Here is a 17,067-nt window from a genome sequence, read left to right as displayed (position 1 = left end):
TTCTCCATCACCGAATGTCTGGTGACGTTCGGTGATGGACGGATTGCCAAGGTATCTGGGCTCAGCCCAGATTGACCCAGACGGATTTCGTCTGTGTGTATTGGGTCAGCGCTTCCAGGCATTTGTCGCGGCCGTTGCCGGTCTGCTTGTAGCCGCCCCAGATCGAGGTCATGTCGCCGTGGTCGAAGCAGTTGACCCAGACGACGCCGGCTTCAATATCGCGGGCGAAAATGTGGGCCTTCGAGATATCGCGGGTCCAGATCGAGGCGGCGAGGCCGTAGATTGAATCGTTGGCGATCTCGATTGCATCTTCGACACCATTGACCGGAATGACGGTGGCCACCGGCCCGAAGATCTCTTCACGGGCGATTTGCATCGTGTTGTTGACGCCGGTGAACAGGGTCGGCTCGACATAGGCGCCGGCCGGAGCGGAGCTGAATGTGCCGCCGCCGAACCTGAGCGAGGCGCCTTCCTTGCGGCCGATATCGATATAGCTCAGCACGCGCTGCTGGTGAGACGACGTGACAAGCGGACCGATGGTCGTGGACGGGTTGAGCGGATCGCCGAGCACGAAGTTTTCCTTCGTGCGGGCGGCAAAGCGCTCGACGAAATCGTCATGGATGCGCTTGTCGACGAGGATGCGGGAGCCGGCATTGCAGACCTCGCCCTGGTTGCCATAGATGCCGTTGACGGCATAGGTGACGGCGGTATCGAGGTCGTCATAGTCGCCGAGAATGATCTGCGGGGTCTTGCCGCCGCATTCGGTCGTCACCCGCTTCATGTTGGATTGGCCGGCATAGATCATCAGCAGCTTGCCGACTTCAGTCGAGCCGGTGAAGGCGATCTTGTCGACGTCGTTGTGCAGCGCCAGCGCCTTGCCGACTTCCTCGCCAAGACCATGGACGACGTTCAGCACACCGGCCGGACCGCCCGCTTCAATGAAGAGTTCGGCGAGGAGATTGGCCGACAATGGCGATTGTTCGGCCGGTTTCAGCACGACGGAGTTACCGGTTGCGAGCGCGGGGCCGAGCTTCCACGCCGCCATCATCAGCGGATAGTTCCATGGCACGATGATGCCGACGACGCCGAGCGGCTGGCGCAGGATATAGTGCAATGCATTGGCGGCTGTGTTGGTGACGGCGCCTTCGATCTTGTCGATGGTTTCGGCAAAGAACTTCAGGCTGGTGACCGAGCCGGGGATGTCGATGTTCATCATGTCCATCACCGGCTTGCCCATGTCGAGGCTGTCCAGCACGGCAAATTCCTCGGCATTGGCTTCGATAAGGGCCGAGAACTTTTCAAGCACGGCCATGCGCGCGCGCGGGTCCATGCGCGACCATGCGCCGGATTTGAAAGCCTTGCGGGCCACCGCAACGGCGTGATTGATTTCGGCGTCACCACCGCGGGCGACGTCGATGATGGTCTCGCCGGTCGCCGGATTAACGCTCGGGAAGGTGCGGCCATCGGCGGAGGGCACGTAAGCGCCGTCGATGAAATGCTGAGTGCGGAATTTCAGGCCAGAGGCTTTGCCGCGCCAGAAGTCGTGGGTGTAGGTCGATGCATCCATGCTCTTTCTCCCTTATATGGACTATGATTGATCGCGTTCACGCAGCAGCGTGACCGACAGGATGATGAGGATGAACGAAGCGGCGACGATCACGGTGCCGATTGCGTTGATCTCCGGTGTGATGCCACGCCGGAGCGTGGAATAGATATAGATCGGCAAGGTCACTTCGCGACCTGTCAGGAAGTAGGTGACGGGGATCTCGTCGAATGAGAGCGTGAAGCAAAGCAACGCCGAGCCGATGATCGAGCTGCGGATCGACGGCAGCGTCACCCGGCGAAAGGTTTCGACCGGAGTCGCGCCTAGGTCCGCCGAGGCTTCGAACTGGCGACGGTTGATCTTGGCAAGCCGCGTCATGACCTGCGAGACCACGACCCCAAGCAAAGCCGTGGCATGGCCGATCACCACGGCGGTCAGGCTCTGCGGAATGCCGATCTGCTTGTAGAAGTTCAGCATGGCGATACCCGTGACGATGCCCGGCAGACTGAGCGGCAGCAGGATGGCGTTCTGGAAAAGGCGTTTTCCGGGAAACTCGTAGCGATCGAGCGCCAGAGCCGCGGTCACGCCGATGGCAACGCTGAGCGCTGTGGCAAAGACGGCGACGACGAGGCTGTTCCAGAAGGCCCGCAGCATCGTGCCGTTTGCCAGAAAGGCCTCGTACCAGTGCAGCGTGAAGCCGGCGAGCGGAAAGGATGTGACCTTGCTGTCGTTGAAGGAGAACATCACCAGCATGACGATCGGCAGGTAGAGGAAGGCGAGCACGCCGAGGCTGACGCCAACCATGCCCTTTTGCCACCATCTCAGAGAACGCATGGGTCTCTCCTCACGCCAGATCGATGTGGCCGGCCCGGTCGAGCCGGGTCGAAATCTGTAGAAGCACCAGCACCAGGGCCAGAACGAGCGTGGCAAGCGCCGAGCCGAGCGGCCAGTTGAGGGCCGCGCCGAACTGCGTTTGCAGCAGGTTGGCGACCATCGTGCCATCCGGGCCGCCGACGAGGACTGGGGCGACGAAATCGCCGAAAGAGAGGCAGAAGGTCATGGTCGCACCCGCGATCACCCCGCCGAGCGAAAGGGGGAAGATGACCTTCCAGAAGGTCATGAACGGACCGACACCGAGATCTTCCGAGGCTTCGATCAGGCGCTGAGGAATATTGTCCAGGACCGTGAACAGCGGCATCACCATGAAGGGCACGAAGATATAGACCAGCGTGATGACCATGGCGGTCTGGTTGTAGAGAAAGATATCGAGTGGGGCATCGACGATGCCGGTCGAGACCAGCAGGGAATTCAGGGCGCCATCGGTGCCGAGGATGATCTTCCAGGTATAGGCGCGCAGCAGGTAGGAAACCCAGAGCGGCACGATCACCAGCATGTAGAGCGCGTTGCGCAGCGCCGCCGAGCGGATGGTGAAGACGAGGAAATAGGCCAGTGGATAGCCGAGCAGTAGGGCGCAGACGGTGACGATCAGGGCGATTTTCAGCGTCCGCAGGATGACCGTCGTATATTGCGGATCGGAGAAGATCAGGGCGTAGTTGCCGAACTGGAAGTCGGGGTAGAAGAGCGGGAACTGCCGCGTCCAGAAGCTGACCGAAATCATAATCCCATAGGGCACGATCAGCAGCAGCAACACCCACGCCAGAGGAAACGAGAAAAGGGCGGCGAAACCCGGAAATGTCCGGCGTGTCAGCATCATCGGGCGTCTCCTTCGAAGACGAGGATGTCGGCCGGATCGACGTAGAAGGTGGCTTTTTTGCCGGGATAAACATCCAGCGAGGCGGAGGCCGTGCGCGGCAACTCGGCAAAGAGCGGTTTGGTGATCCCATCAAGAGCCAGTTCGACGCGCAGACGATCGCCCTGAAACAGGCTTTCCAATACCGTGCAGTGGAGTGGATTGAGACCTTCGATACTGTTTGTCTGGAAACGCTCCGGGCGTATGCCGATGGTCGCCTTGCCCGTCTTGGCGGAGGGGCCGCGAGTGCCGCGGATGATCATGCCGTTGCCAAGGCGAAGGGTGGCCAGGCCATTCTCCTGGCCGATAATCTCGGCATCGATGAGGTTCGTTGCGCCGATGAAGTCAGCGACATAGGGACTTGCCGGATTGTCGTAGAGATCTGTCGGAGAGCCGATCTGGGCGATGCGACCCTGGTTTATCACCACGATCCGGTCGGAAAGCGCCAAGGCTTCCGTCTGGTCATGGGTGACCATGACGAAGGTGATGCCGAGTTCCCGGTGCAGGCGCTTCAGCTCCACCTGCATGCCTTCGCGCAGCTTGACGTCGAGGGCCGAGAGTGGCTCGTCCAGCAGCAGAACCCGCGGCCGCCTGACGATGGCGCGGGCCATGGCGACGCGCTGGCGTTGGCCGCCGGAAAGCTCGCCCGGGCGGCGATGCGCCATGCCGTCCAGCCCGACCATGGCAAGCGTATCGGCCACGCGCTCGGTCCGCTCTGATTTCGGTACATTGTTGGATTTGACGCTAAGACCGTAACCGATATTTTCGGCAACGCTCATATGGGGAAAGAGCGCATAGTCCTGAAACACGGTGTTGACGGGCCGGTGGTAGGGCGGGCTGTGGGTGACATCCTTGCCGTCGATGGCGACCCGGCCGGTACTTGCCTGCTCGAAACCGCCGATCAGCCGCAGCGTCGTCGTCTTGCCGCAGCCGGACGGGCCGAGCAGTGTGACGAATTCACCCTCGGCGATATCGAGGTCGATGGCGTGCAGCGCCGTGAAAATCCCATAGGTCTTGGTGACGCCGGAAAGCGCCACGATCGGGTTGGAAGTCATACGTTCCCCACGAACTTCTTGGCTGTCGTTTTGTGGGAGACGCCCCGCGCGCAAGGCGGGGGCATCTCCATTGGAAAGGGATCAGGGAGCGGCCTTCACGGCGTTCCAGACTTCCAGATACTTGTCGAGGCGCTTGGGCTGCTGCCACATCACGAGGCTCTTCACGAACTCGACGTTATCGACCTGCCGATCCTTCTTCATCTGGTCGTCCATGCAGCCGGCGACGGCTTTCGGATTGACCGGGAAGTAGCCGGTGGATTCGGCAATGCCACACTGACCGTCCGCCGAGTTCATGAAGGACATGAATTTGTAGGCGCAGTCCTCGTTCGGGGTATCTTTCACCAGCATCATCGAATCCATCCAGCCCTCGGCCTTTTCCTTCGGAGTGAATTCGACGACCTCGAAACCCTTCTTCAGGTTGTTGACGTCCTTGCTGGTGAGGCCTGTCCAGGCGTTGGAGATGAAGACCTCCTGGTTGGCCATCAGTTCCGTAAGTTCGCCGGCCGAGGCCCAGTATTTGCGCACCAGCGGCTTCTGCTCGATGAGCTTGGCCTTGACCGCTTCCAGCTGTTCGTCGGTCAGGTCGAAGACGTTGTCATAACCGAGATAGCGGGCGGTCCAATAGATCGCGGACTTGTCGTCCCACATCGAAACCTTGCCCTTGTTGGCCGGGTCGAACAGGACGCCGATCGAATCCGGCGTGGTTGCAAACTTGTCCGGGCGATAGATCAGTGAAACCGAGCCCCAGACCAGCGGAACGGCCCAGGTTTCGCCGTCCGCCACCACATCGCCCGACTTGGAAAATTCCGGGTAGAGATCGCCATGACCCTCGACCTTTCCCGTGTCGATCGGCTGGACGAAGCCTGCAAGCCGCATCATCGGCACGGTATCGAGCGAGGGGGTGATAATGTCATAGACACCGCCGCCGGCGGCAAGCTTGGCGGCGAAATCGTCGTTCGAGCCGACATATGAGGCCGTTACCTTGCAGCTCGAAGCGGCTTCGAACTTCGAGATGAATTTCTCGGCCGTATATCCCTCCCAGGTGAGGATGTTCAGCTCGGCTGCGGAGGCAGCATATGCCTGCGATAGAAGGCTTGCGGTGGTTATAGTAAGGATGGTGAATGCGCTGAGTTTTCTCATTCTTATTCCCCTTTGGTGGTTTTGAAGTCTATCGTTTTCGTTTCGTCTTCCTGACGAGGGTGGCGATATCGATCCCGAGCGCCTTTGCGGCACTTCGCTTGCTTCCATTTTCTGCGATGGATTTTTCCAGAACCCAGGTCTCGAACTCCTGGACCAGATCCTTGAAGGGTGTCGCCGAAGCCTCCAGAGACTCGGGCGTAGTCGGCCCAACAGGCAGTGCCACGGATGAGCGTGTTTCCAGAGCAGACATTGGTGCGATGAAATGCTCGGCACGTCCCACATCGTCGGCAACGGCGGCGACCCGCTCCAGGATATTGGCCAGTTCCCTGATGTTGCCCGGATAGGAATGGGCGTGCAGCTTGGCGAGAAACTCGGCGGACAGTCGCAGTTGGGGTTTGCGGCCGAGATTGAGGCTGCGCAGATGATGCTCAATCAGGGCATCGATCATGCCCGCCTGCTCTCTCAAGGGCGGCAATTCGAACGGCATGACGGCAATGCGGTAGTAGAGGTCGCTTCGAAAAGCACCGGCCGCGACGAGATCGGTGAGGTTCTCGTTGGTGGCGGCGATGATCCTGATACGGGCCTGCCTACGCTGGGCCGACCCCAGCCGGCTGAAGGTCTGGGTTTCGAGGAAGGCTACCAGCTTGGACTGGGCGGCAATCGAGAGATCGGTGATTTGATCGAGGAAGAGAATACCGCCATCGGCCGCCTCGACATAACCGAGCTTGCCGCGGGTCGAGGTATCCATGGCCGAGCCGGGTTCGATCCCGAACATCTCCGCATCGAACTGGGCATCCGACAAAAGGCCGCAGCGAACATGCACGAAGGGTGCAGCCCCCGCCTCGCTGCCGCTGCCAATCAACCGGGCGACTTCACTCTTTCCGGTTCCTGTCTCGCCGGTCAGCAGCACGCTCGCGCCGCGATCGAGCGCGGTTTCCGCCTGCTTGACGATTGCGTCGATCTCCGGTGTCCTGACGAAGCTTGTCCTCGTCACGCTACCGGTCTCGGCGTCAAAGCGGAAGTTTTCCGAGCCTTCGTTGCGCGACTGGCGGCTGGCCTCGCGCATGGTGAGCAGTGCCCCATAGGCGCCGCCATCGGCGGTGCGCAGGATGCTAAGGTTGGCAACAACACTGCGCTGGGAGTTCAGCGTTCCCGAGACTTCGACACGCTTCAATTGATGCAGGGCTGTCGAAAGTTTCTGGATCACCGGACCGGCGGTCTTGGCATGCTTGGCAAGTTCGGAACCGACCAGATCGCCGCGGGCGAGGTTGAGCAGCAGTTCGAGCTTGCCATTGACCAGCTTGATACGACCATCAGCTTCGATCAGGGCTGCACCATCCGGCAGCGCTTCGAGGAATGTGCCAAACTGCGGATCATCGATGAAGCCGGGACGCAGGCGGCGATGGGAGAGACTGGTGACGTCGTTGGCGTAGAACTTCATCACACGGCCTCCTCTGCGAGACGGCGCGTTCGTCGTTTTGTCTTGCGTCGGGCAGTGAGCACATAGCGCCGGGTCTCGCCCTCCATCAGGGCGGAGCGGAAGCGCCAGACATCGCGGCTGTCGTCGAGCGAGATCATGCCGAGATCCAGTTCGCCGTCATCGTCCTCGAGTGCGATGTGCCTGAGCTTGTCGGCGGCATTCCGTGTCTCAATGAAGTGTTGGATCGAACGGCCGAGGATCTGTTCGGCACTGCGTCCCCAGGCGGCTTCGGTTGCCGGATTGGCGGCAAGCACCATACCCTCTTCCGAAATCACCAGAATTGGATCGGGCGTTGCACTGAGAATGTCGAGCATCGTGTCGGCGCGGTCCGAGAGCTGCTGCTCGCGCTGTTTGTAAGGGCCGATGTCGCGTGTCGTGCCCCAGAGGCGGATGAGAAGTCCGTCCTTGATCGCAGCCCGAAAATCGTTCTCCACCATAATCTCGCTGCCATCATGCCGGCGGTCGACGGCGGCGGCATGATCGAGCCGGTAGTTCGAGCGAACGAGATCGCGGATCATCTGGCGGTTGATGTCGGTATCCGGAAAATATCGCGCGACCGGCTGGGTGTTGAAATCGAGGCCTTCCGGCACGCGGTAGAGCCGCGCCATCGCCTCGTTGCAGGCCCGCCAGCGGCTTTGGTTGGAAAAGATCCGGCTGACGATTTCCTCTTCTGCAAGCGAGGTATCCACCGGCTCCAGAAACTCGATGCACCAGCAGGCTTCGGTGGCGGCACCAATCATCTGTGACAGGATTTCGACACGTTCGACGAGTTCCGGGCCGATACCCAGGACATCAGGGGAAAGGGCCTGTTTGATCACAGCGAGACCCCACGTCGCGTCGCGGACGACGCTCGCGACCATCGGGATTTCGCTGTAGCGCGGTGAATTTATCCACACCGGAAAGCTTGTCTCGGCTGTCTGCTCGCCTCGCGCGATCGCTTTCAGCAATTGTGCCGAGGTGCTGCTGTAGATGCGCTCCAGCGCCAGACTGCCGGTGGCTTCGATCCCCAGCTCGCGAGCCTCGAAGTCATTGATCGCGAAGATGTGCCCATCCCCATCGATCCAATCGATCATGAGGGTGTCGAGCTCGGCGGTGGACAGCGTCGGTTTCTTCATTGTCTGATCCTGCTGTTGAAGGATCGCGTCCTTCCCACAGCGGCTGGCTGCAGTAACGCAGCAATCCAGCCACAAGGGATGGTTTTCGCAATCCGGAAACCCGAATGGTGAAACGAAAAAAGACAATTCAAGAAAATCGTATGCGAAATCGCAGCGTATCGCTGCGGTATTGCGCATACCTGACGATTATTTTTAGGAAAAAGATGTTGTCGGTAATGGAAACATTACCGTGTGCAACGCTTCCGACCCTCAATGCGATGAAGGAGGGATCCGTGATGGTGAAATCCGAGAGGTAGTTGCTGCCGGCAGGATTGTCAGGCGAAAGTCAGCGTCTGCCTGCCAAAGTTTCGCACGGTTTCAGAGGGTGTCTCGCCGAAGTGCTGGCGATAGCGGGCGGCAAAGCGACCCCAATGGAAGAAGCCCCAGTCCAGCGCGACGTCAGAGACTTTTCGCGGACGGTCGCGGGCGGCGATAAGGTCGCGGCGGGCGTGGTTGAGACGGCGGATCAGCAGGATGTCATCCAGCCGGTAACCGGTGAAGGTCTGGCACGCGCTGCGCAGCCGGGCCGCCGGCAGCTTGAGCGCCGCTGAGAGTTCGGTCACGGTCACCGGCTCCTGCGGGTGGCTTTCGAGCCAGTCGACAAGCAGGCGATAGTCCTTGAGATCGGACGGATGTCGAATTTCCGGCTGTGCAAGATCTCCGTGTTCAAGCAGGAGGGTCATCCGATCCTTGATCATATCAGCGAGCAGGTCCTCCGTCTGTCCGGCGACCGCGCCGTGGTCGCGGGCGTGGAGATCAAGCAACGTTTCGAGCCAATCGTAGAGACCCTGCGCCTGATTGGCTGACCGGCCGGAAAACACCCCGACCGGCGGTTGCTGACGGATGCCGAGCGACGCGAGATCGAGAACGACCATCACCATGTCGCTCATGCACTGGCTCACAGCCAATCGTTCCGACCATCGACAGCCGAAGCCGAGCGTGCTGCCGCCATGCAGGTTGCCGTTGACGTAAAAACCGCCGGATGCCGGGGCGTGGCCGTAGAAGATCAGCGAATCGTCAGGGGCGGAATAGAACTGTTCGAGCGCCACATTCACCCGCTCACGGATGATTGTCACGCCGTTCAGTTCCAGCAGGGCGACCTCGCCGGCATAGGAGCCTTGAGACAGCTGCAGATACTGCTGCTGCCAGCCCGGAAGGGCGTTTTCCTGGTCTGACGCGTCCTCATAGGACCGCTGGCTGAACATGCGATGGGATCCTGATCTATGTTTTAGCGTTCACAAATCATCATCCGAGGGGATCTGTCCAGAGAAAAATGAGCGATATATGGGCAACGGCGCTCGTGCTCAAATAATAAGCAAAATGCTTTTCGAAGGGTGGATAGATTCTCCAGTCGACCGACTCTAGCTTCGCACAAAATGCAATCGAATGGAGACGATACCATGCGCTTTCTCAGTCTGGGCCTGACCGCTATGGTCGGCATAATGGCTGCCGGCCAGGCTCTTGCCGAAGAGCAGTTCGTGCCAGAAAAGGTTACGGTCCTTGAGAAGATCAAGCCGGGTCCGAACGTGTTTGCGGTCGACCAGAGCTGGGACGGCGCGAGCCGCATCAATGTGGTCGGGGCGAAGGAACTGGACCGCAAGGGCATCCTCAGTGTCGGCCTTGTCACCCAGTTTATCCTGACCAAGGACCGGAAGACAGCCTACACGGCATCCGCCTATGCCAAGCGTATCACGTCCGGCCCGACGGAAGCGGTTCTGCAGGAGTTTGACGTCGATACGATGTCGGCCAAGCGCGAGATCATCATCTCCGAAAAGATGGCCCAGGTGGCTCCGCAGAAGAGCCTGCTGCAGCTTTCGGCGGATGAGAAATATGCCTTCGTGCAGAATGCCACGCCCGCGACGTCGGTCACCGTCGTCGATCTGGCGGCCGGAAAGCCGATCGCGGAAGTGCCGACGCCGGGCTGCTGGTCGGTCCATCCGGCAACATCAGGCCTGCGGTTCACCACGCTCTGCGGTGATGGCACAATGCAGACCTTCACGGTCAAGGCGGATGGCAGCTTCGGCGCCCCCGAAAAGAGCGAGAAGATTTTCGACAGCGACACCGATGCGCTCTATGCGATTAGCGAACGCGCCGGTGAAAATCTCGTCTTCCTGTCCTTCAAAGGCAACGTCTATACGGTCGCCGACAAGGATGGTCCGGCAAAGCTCGTCGACAAGTTTTCGATCACCGAAGGCAAGGAGGGCGCCTGGGCGCCCGGCGGCATCGAGGTGATGACCTATAACGCAGCCAACGACATACTTTTCGTGGCCATGCATCCCGATGCCAAGGAAGGCAGCCACAAAGATGCGGCCCATGAAATATGGCCGGTTGATCTTTCGACAAAGACAGTACTCTACCGATCGGTCGTGGAAGGCGTGAAGTCCATTTCGGTGACGCAGGGCAAGGAACCGGTGCTCTTCGGTTTGAATGACGACGAAGGCATCCTGACCCGCTACGACATCGATCCTGCGACGAAGTTTGCGGCCAGGCTTTCCGGCAAGGTGGAAAGCGTCGGCAAGTTTGCGGCGCTGGTTTACGCAGGCGAATGATGGACGGCGTCTTCCAGACCGCATTTCCGGGCATGGTGGCGGCATCCGCCACCACCTTCACGGCGCTGCTGTTCCTGCGGGCCGCATGGCACAAGGCCTCCGATTTCAGCACCTTAACCGGCTATGTCGCGGACTATCAGCTTCTGCCAGAAGGTCTGGTTGAGCCCGTCGCACGCCTGCTGATCGCGGCTGAAATCGCAACCGTGCTGCTGCTGGTTCTGCCGATGACGGCGGGGTTCGCTGCGTCGCTCGCGATCCTTCTGCTTGGAACCTATGCCGCTGGCATCGCCATCAACATCGGGCGGGGTCGCACCCGGATCGAGTGTGGCTGTGGCGGTCCTGACCAGCCGCTGTCGGCAGCCCTGCTCGTGCGCAACACGCTTCTCGCCGGGATCGCCGCAATGGTGCTCATGGTCACGGAGCGGCCGCTCGGTATTGCCGAAGCAGCGGTGGCGCTCGGATGCGGTCTCATGGCTTGGCTCATTTATGCGGTGATCGAGCAATTGCTCGCCAATGCGGGGCATAGCCGCCTGACGCGCTAGGCGGGCGGCTATGCACATTCTGACAACGAACTGCCGGATAAAAACATGAACGCTCTCATCTTTGCCGTCGTCGTGCTCTGGGCCCTGGTTCTGGTCCTCATCGGCGTCATCTTTGCTCTTGCCCGCCAGATCGGAGTGCTGTTCGAACGCGTCACGCCTGTCGGTGCCCTGGTTAATGATTCCGGGCCGAAGATCGGCGAGGCGACGCTCAATTTCACGCTGCCCAGCCTTAATGGCGGTGCGATCTATATCGGCCCGCGCGGACAGCGCAGCACGCTCGTCTTCTTCCTGTCGACCACCTGCCCGATCTGCAAGAAGATGCTGCCGGCGCTGCAGTCGATGCGCCGCAGCGAAGGCCGCTGGCTCGACATCGTGCTGGCAAGCGACGGCGAGGAAGCCAAGCACAAGTCCTTCATCGAAAAGGCCGGGCTGCAGGAATTTCCCTACGCGCTTTCCGCAGAACTCGGCATGGCCTACCGCGTCTCGCGCCTGCCATTTGCCGTGCTGATCGACGGCGAAGGTATCGTCCGGTCCAAGGGCCTGATCAATAGCCGCGAGCAGCTCGAAAGCCTGTTCAACGCCGCCGAAATGGGTGTCGATTCTATCCAGAGTTTCCTGCACGCCCCTGCTCCGGCGCATTCCTGACATTTTCAAACTTCGGAGACACACGATGATACAGTTCATTGAAAGCCTTCTTCGCCTGATGGACAAGGCTACCGAGGCCGGCAGCCGCCATGCGGCCCGCCAGTATGGCCGGCGCAGCGTGCTCGCCAAGACGGGTGCGGCGCTGATCGGCGGGGCGCTGTTGCCCATGCTGCCCTTCGACCGGACCGGCGGCTCTGCCTTCGCCGCAGAGGGCGAGGACGAAACCACCTGTGACTACTGGCGCTACTGCGCCCTCGACGGCAATCTCTGCAATACGTCGGGTGGCACCACCACGGCCTGCCCGCCGGGTTCTTCGGCGTCGAAAGTCTCCTGGGTCGGCACCTGCCGCAACCCGAACGACAACAAGGATTATCTGGTTTCATACAACGACTGCTGCGGCAAGGCCTCTGTTTCAGGCTCGACCTTCTGCTTCACGTCGGAGCGCGAGCGTCCCGGTTATCGCATGGGTCTCTACAACGACATCAACTGGTGCATGGCCAATACCGACAAGGGCTATCACTGCACCGTTGCCGTCCTGGTGGGTGTTGCGGATGAGTGATCGGCATGGCTTGTTTGCCCTTGCCGCCATGGCGCTCATCACTGTTTCCCCCGCGCCTGCGCTTGCCGCCGACCATGGCAAGGACATGTTCGTGGCGGTTTGCGAAGCCTGTCACGGAGAGGGGGGCGTCGGCACCGAAGGTGTTGCGCCGCCGCTCGTCGATCCGGCACTCTGGTCACGCCTTGGCGACAAGGCGCCGACCTACATTGCCGGCGTGCTTGCCGGCGGCCTGAGCGGCAAGATCAGCGCCAACGGCATCGACTATATCGGCCTGGTCATGCCGCCGCAGACCGAGGCAGGCTCCCTCGAGGAGCTGACGGCCGTCGCCAACTATGTGCTCAAGGATTTGAACGGTCTCGGGAGCTTTGCGCACACGGCAACAATCGATGCCGCGCTGAAAGCGCCGCAGGCTCATAAACAGCTGCGTGCCATGCGGGAGGGCCATTGACATGGCTCGGCGCCCGCGGCTGGCAGCACTCCTGGGCGGTGGTCTGGCCCTGGTCGCGGTGTCGGCCCAGGCTTCGGATCACTCGGCCCGGTTCAACTACATGCTGCGCTGCGCCGGTTGTCACACCGAGACGGGCGAGGGCCTACCGCATGCCGGCATTCCGCAGTTTCCGGGCTATATAGATGCATTCGCAGCCGATGACGAAGGCCGCACCTATATGATGCATGTGCCGGGTGTCGTCGGTTCAAGCCTCAGCGACGCGCAGATCGCCGCCGTTCTCAACTATGTCGTCAAAAGCTGGGGTGACCCATCCATTGTCGCTCCGTTTACGGCTGAGGAAGTCACCACCCGGCGAGCAAAGCCTGTGCCGGACGTCGTCGCCTACCGGCGACAGTTGGTAACTCGCCTAAAGGCAGAGGGCGCGAAAATCGCCGAATATCCCTGGCCGTGAGGGCTCGATAGCGATCTCCGACGTCGAAGGTGGATTGATACCGCTTGCCGGAAGTGAAAATCCCTCGGTTTCCACTCTTCCTGATTTCTCCGAACCCGGAGAGTTGGTTGCGAGTTCCCGCATGGCGCTTCCTTCCCCCAGCTGCCTTGCCGCGTTTAAGCGCAAATCAAGCCTTGGTACTTTCACTGAAAAATCGGTTGGGCCGAGGCCGCGGCATTTATGCGCCGGGATACGGTGAATTTTCCCTTGCAACCTTGGCGTTATCCGTACCTATGTAGGCCGGGATTGATGCGTATCAATTTGTGCGACGCCGTAAGACTGTAAGTCCATGCAGAAGGGGCACGGTGCGCGTGCCTTCAACCAAGGCAGAGGTGACTTCAACCATGAGTGCCGAGTTACCGGGGCAAGGCATCGATCAGCAGCTGGGTTCGAAGGAAAAAGGCGACCATCGTGGTGTCCTGGCCAGTATCGTCGCCGTCGTCGCGGCTGTGCTTTGGGCGCCTCAGGCCTGGCTGATTGCCTCGACGGTCGGGGAACTGGCGACGCAAGGCAAAGCCGAAAATCTTCTTCCGGTCTCGCTGGCGGTCGCAGCGCTTGGCACGCTGCGCGCCGTTCTGGATGCGGCTGCGACGCGGCTCTCTTTCAAGGCCGCTCGTCCCGAGCTAAGTCGGCATCGTGCCGCGGCAACCGCCGGATTGTCAGAACGGTCGCCGAGCGAGAAGGCATCCGGGGAGTGCGCCAGCATCCTCGGGGAGCAGGCGGACATGCTGCTACCCTATCTTGCACGCTATAATATTGCCCGACTGAAGGCGGTTGCGATTCCGACGGTGTTCCTCGCCGTCGTGGCCTTCCAATCCTGGGTGGCGGCTCTCATTCTCCTCATTTCTGCGCCCCTCATTCCCTTGTTCATGGCGCTCATCGGCTGGCGTGCCCAGGCAGCCAGCGAAAAACAACTGGCGGCAACCGGCAGCCTGAACGGCTTCCTGCTCGATCGCCTTCGCGGCCTGTCGACGATCCGATCTTTGAAAGCCGTGGATATGACCGCGGAACGGCTTCGCCGGGATGCAGACAGCCTGCGGCACCGCACGATGGCCGTCTTGCGGATCGCCTTTCTGTCCTCCGCCGTGCTGGAGCTCTTCGCCGCGCTCGGCGTCGCGCTGATCGCGGTCTATGTGGGTTTCGCGCTCCTCGGCACCATCAACGCTGCGACATGGGGAGATGCGCTCGACCTGTCCACGGGTCTCTTCATCCTCCTTCTGGCACCTGCGTTCTTCGAGCCGCTGCGTGAACTTTCAGCAGTCTGGCACGACAAGGCAGCGGGAGTTGCTGCGCGTATGTCGCTGGAGAGTTTGGCCAAACCGGCGGGTACTGCGCAACGGATGCCCGACCCGGCGGTTTTGCCCGCCAAGGCGGATGGCCGCCATGCCGTCGTAATCAAAGATGTTGTCTATGCCTATTCCGCAGACTGTCCCATCATCCTTGATGCTCTGAATATCGCCGTGCGTCATGGAGAAAAGCTGGCGCTCGTCGGAGCGAGCGGATCGGGCAAGTCGACCGTGCTCGGACTGATCGCCGGGTTCCTCACACCGCAAAGCGGCCAAGTCCTTGTCGACGGCAAACCGCATTGTCGCCAAACACCCGCCACCATCGGCTGGATCGGTCAGGCGACCCATGTTTTCGCGGGTACGATCCGCAGCAATATCGCCATGGGCCGCGATCTGCCCAGGGGGGCAATTGACGAGGCCATCAGGGTGGCCGGTCTTGAACGGGTGGCTGCTGCCCATGGCCACAGCATCCTTGGAGAAGCCGGCGTCGGGCTCTCGGGTGGCGAGATCGTTCGGCTTGGCATCGCCCGCGCGGCTGCGGATGAAAACTGTTCCATCATTCTCGCGGATGAACCCACGGCTCATCTCGATTCCCTGACGGCAGCCGAGGTTATCGCCGGCCTGCAGCGGCTGGCTCGCAACCGTACCCTGATAGTCGCCACCCACGATCCCGTGCTTGCATCTCAGATGGACCGGAGCGTCGTGATCGGTGGTACGGTTCTACGGGAGGCCGCGGAATGAGACGAATGCTTTCTCCCCTCTCACCCGTCGCGCGACTTTTCCTTGCCGATCATCGCGGCCGGCTTCTGGTTGGCGCCCTGCTTGCGCTTTCGACAGTGCTGGCTGGAATGGCGCTGCTTGCGGTCTCCGGATGGTTCATCACAGCAACAGCCCTTGCGGGTCTCTCGGTCACTGCCGCCTATGCCTTTGACGTGTTTGCCCCTGCCGCCGGCATCCGGTTCCTCGCCCTGGCACGCACGGCCAGCCGTTACGGCGAGAGGATTGCTACCCACGATGCGACCTTGCGCGTGCTGGCTGGCCTGCGGGAGCGTGTCTTCCGCGGTGTGGCTGTGCCCGGAGCCGCCCAGCGGCTTATCCTGCAGCCCGCCCTGATGCTCCATCGCCTGACGTCGGATATCGACGCACTGGATTCGCTTTATCTGAGGATCATCGTGCCCGCATCGGTCGCGCTGCTTTCGGCACTGATGCTGGCATTGGCACTTGCCTTCATCGATCCGTTGCTCGGACTTGGCGTTGGCCTCCTGCTCGCTGCCGCCGGCCTGTCCATCCCGCTTCTCGCTGCCCGAGGCGCCATGAACGCCTCGCGGCGGCGCGCGAAGGCGATCGAGGTCCTGCGCGCGAAGGTGATTGATCTGGTATCGGGGCGAACCGATCTTCTCATGACCGGACGAATGGCAGCCCAACAGGCCGCAATCATGCGCGCCGATGGGCTGGCTGCGCGAGAAGAGGACAGGCTGAACCGTATCGAGGCGCGAACAACGCTGGCTTTTGGTCTCGTCTCGGCGCTGTTGCTTGCGGCAACGCTCTGGTTCGTTGGGCAGCTTGTTGAAGACCGCGCCATAACCGCGCCGGTCGCGGCCCTGGCGGTGCTTGCCGTCATGGCCGGGTTCGAGCCTTTCGCGGGCCTCAAGCGAGGTGCGCTGGAATTCGGTCGCACCCTGTTTGCCGCTCGCAGGATCGCCCCCGACATCGTGCATGAGCCAGCCACTACAAAGGCCGGGCAGGGGGGCAGCACACCTGCCTTGTATCTCGACAACGTCTCCGCACGCTATCCCGGAGCAGCGCTGCCTGTACTCAACGGCGTGTCGTTTCGTCTGGAGCCGGGGGAAAGGATCGCCATCACCGGTGCAAGCGGGGCCGGGAAATCGACCTTGCTTGGGCTTCTTGCAGGAGAACTCGAGCCTGAGCAGGGAACGGTTTCAAACTGGCAAAGCGCGCTGATGACCCAGCGGACGGAACTGTTCAAGGACAGCCTGCGCGACAACCTGCTCATGGCATCACCCGCTGCGAGGGACGATGTGTTGAGGCATGCGCTGTCTCAGGCAGGCCTCGCCGTCCATGTCGCCGAACTTCCTGCCGGGCTCGACACACTCCTCGGAGAGGGTGGTACAGGACTTTCCGCCGGTCAGGCGCGACGGCTTTCGCTGGCAAGGCTGATCCTGCACGGTGCACCGCTCTGGCTGCTCGACGAGCCAACCGAGGGTGTCGATGGGGCAACTGCCCGCGACATCCTGGGGCGGCTTGCCGGTATGCGTGACATAACCGTGGTCATCGCCACGCATATGCAACGAGAGGCCGCCATCGCCGACCGCATAATCCTCCTTGAAAACGGGCGCATGACAACGGTTGCCCGCCGGGGAGAAAGCGAATTTCAACGCCTGCTCGAACGCCTCCGATCCGATTGA

General features: G+C 61.1%; 16 protein-coding genes. 8 read left to right on the top strand and 8 right to left on the bottom strand.

The window, feature by feature from the left end; all coding sequences use genetic code 11:
- Positions 1-61 precede the first annotated feature (61 nt).
- The 8 genes from QO002_RS24205 to QO002_RS24170 form a co-directional block, all read right to left on the bottom strand.
- Positions 62-1,567 carry an aldehyde dehydrogenase gene (locus QO002_RS24205; RefSeq protein WP_307234654.1) on the bottom strand — a complete coding sequence of 502 codons (1,506 nt, stop codon included), beginning with the start codon at positions 1,565-1,567 and terminating at the stop codon, positions 62-64.
- 21 nt (positions 1,568-1,588) lie between these two features.
- A complete protein-coding gene (locus QO002_RS24200; RefSeq protein WP_307234652.1) occupies positions 1,589-2,377 on the bottom strand; it encodes an ABC transporter permease in 789 nt (262 codons plus the stop codon).
- Between the two features lie 10 nt (positions 2,378-2,387).
- Complete coding sequence (locus tag QO002_RS24195; RefSeq protein ID WP_307234650.1) at positions 2,388-3,257, bottom strand: ABC transporter permease; 870 nt, start codon at positions 3,255-3,257, stop codon at positions 2,388-2,390.
- Entirely contained in the window at positions 3,254-4,348 is a 1,095-nt protein-coding gene (locus tag QO002_RS24190) for an ABC transporter ATP-binding protein (RefSeq protein WP_307234648.1), read from the bottom strand. Before QO002_RS24190 ends, QO002_RS24195 begins: the two co-directional genes overlap by 4 nt.
- 81 nt (positions 4,349-4,429) lie before the next feature.
- Positions 4,430-5,488: an ABC transporter substrate-binding protein gene (locus tag QO002_RS24185; RefSeq protein ID WP_307234646.1), complete on the bottom strand. Its 1,059-nt coding sequence runs from the start codon at positions 5,486-5,488 to the stop codon at positions 4,430-4,432.
- A 28-nt stretch (positions 5,489-5,516) separates the two neighbouring features.
- Entirely contained in the window at positions 5,517-6,929 is a 1,413-nt protein-coding gene (locus tag QO002_RS24180) for a sigma 54-interacting transcriptional regulator (protein WP_307234644.1), read from the bottom strand.
- A complete protein-coding gene (locus QO002_RS24175; RefSeq protein ID WP_307234642.1) occupies positions 6,929-8,083 on the bottom strand; it encodes a PAS domain S-box protein in 1,155 nt (384 codons plus the stop codon). The genes QO002_RS24180 and QO002_RS24175 overlap by 1 nt, the downstream gene beginning before the upstream one ends.
- 314 nt (positions 8,084-8,397) lie before the next feature.
- Positions 8,398-9,327: a helix-turn-helix domain-containing protein gene (locus QO002_RS24170; protein WP_307234640.1), complete on the bottom strand. Its 930-nt coding sequence runs from the start codon at positions 9,325-9,327 to the stop codon at positions 8,398-8,400.
- 195 nt (positions 9,328-9,522) lie between these two features.
- Between QO002_RS24170 and QO002_RS24165 the strand changes: the two genes are divergently transcribed.
- The 8 genes from QO002_RS24165 to cydC all read left to right on the top strand — a co-directional run bounded on the left by QO002_RS24165 (position 9,523) and on the right by cydC (position 17,067).
- A complete protein-coding gene (locus QO002_RS24165) occupies positions 9,523-10,671 on the top strand; it encodes an amine dehydrogenase large subunit (RefSeq protein ID WP_307234638.1) in 1,149 nt (382 codons plus the stop codon).
- Positions 10,668-11,213 (top strand): MauE/DoxX family redox-associated membrane protein, encoded by a 546-nt coding sequence (locus QO002_RS24160; protein WP_307234636.1) that lies wholly within the window; start codon positions 10,668-10,670, stop codon positions 11,211-11,213. Before QO002_RS24165 ends, QO002_RS24160 begins: the two co-directional genes overlap by 4 nt.
- A gap of 45 nt (positions 11,214-11,258) precedes the next feature.
- Positions 11,259-11,858 carry a redoxin domain-containing protein gene (locus QO002_RS24155; RefSeq protein WP_307234634.1) on the top strand — a complete coding sequence of 200 codons (600 nt, stop codon included), beginning with the start codon at positions 11,259-11,261 and terminating at the stop codon, positions 11,856-11,858.
- A 25-nt stretch (positions 11,859-11,883) separates the two neighbouring features.
- On the top strand, positions 11,884-12,417 hold the full coding sequence (locus QO002_RS24150) for a methylamine dehydrogenase light chain (protein ID WP_307234631.1): 534 nt from the start codon (positions 11,884-11,886) through the stop codon (positions 12,415-12,417).
- Positions 12,410-12,865, top strand: coding sequence for a c-type cytochrome (locus QO002_RS24145; RefSeq protein WP_307234629.1), 456 nt, complete (start codon positions 12,410-12,412; stop codon positions 12,863-12,865). Before QO002_RS24150 ends, QO002_RS24145 begins: the two co-directional genes overlap by 8 nt.
- Before the next feature lies 1 nt (position 12,866).
- The gene (locus QO002_RS24140) at positions 12,867-13,316 is read left to right on the top strand and encodes a c-type cytochrome (RefSeq protein WP_307234627.1); all 450 of its coding nucleotides are present in this window, start codon (positions 12,867-12,869) and stop codon (positions 13,314-13,316) included.
- Between the two features lie 383 nt (positions 13,317-13,699).
- Positions 13,700-15,382 carry a thiol reductant ABC exporter subunit CydD gene (gene cydD / locus QO002_RS24135; RefSeq protein ID WP_307234625.1) on the top strand — a complete coding sequence of 561 codons (1,683 nt, stop codon included), beginning with the start codon at positions 13,700-13,702 and terminating at the stop codon, positions 15,380-15,382.
- Complete coding sequence (gene cydC, locus QO002_RS24130; protein WP_307234623.1) at positions 15,379-17,067, top strand: thiol reductant ABC exporter subunit CydC; 1,689 nt, start codon at positions 15,379-15,381, stop codon at positions 17,065-17,067. The genes cydD and cydC overlap by 4 nt, the downstream gene beginning before the upstream one ends.

The organism is Pararhizobium capsulatum DSM 1112 (assembly GCF_030814475.1).
GTDB lineage: Bacteria > Pseudomonadota > Alphaproteobacteria > Rhizobiales > Rhizobiaceae > Pararhizobium > Pararhizobium capsulatum.
Note: the sequence above shows the minus strand (reverse complement) of the source record. Positions and strands in the feature narration are given on the sequence as shown.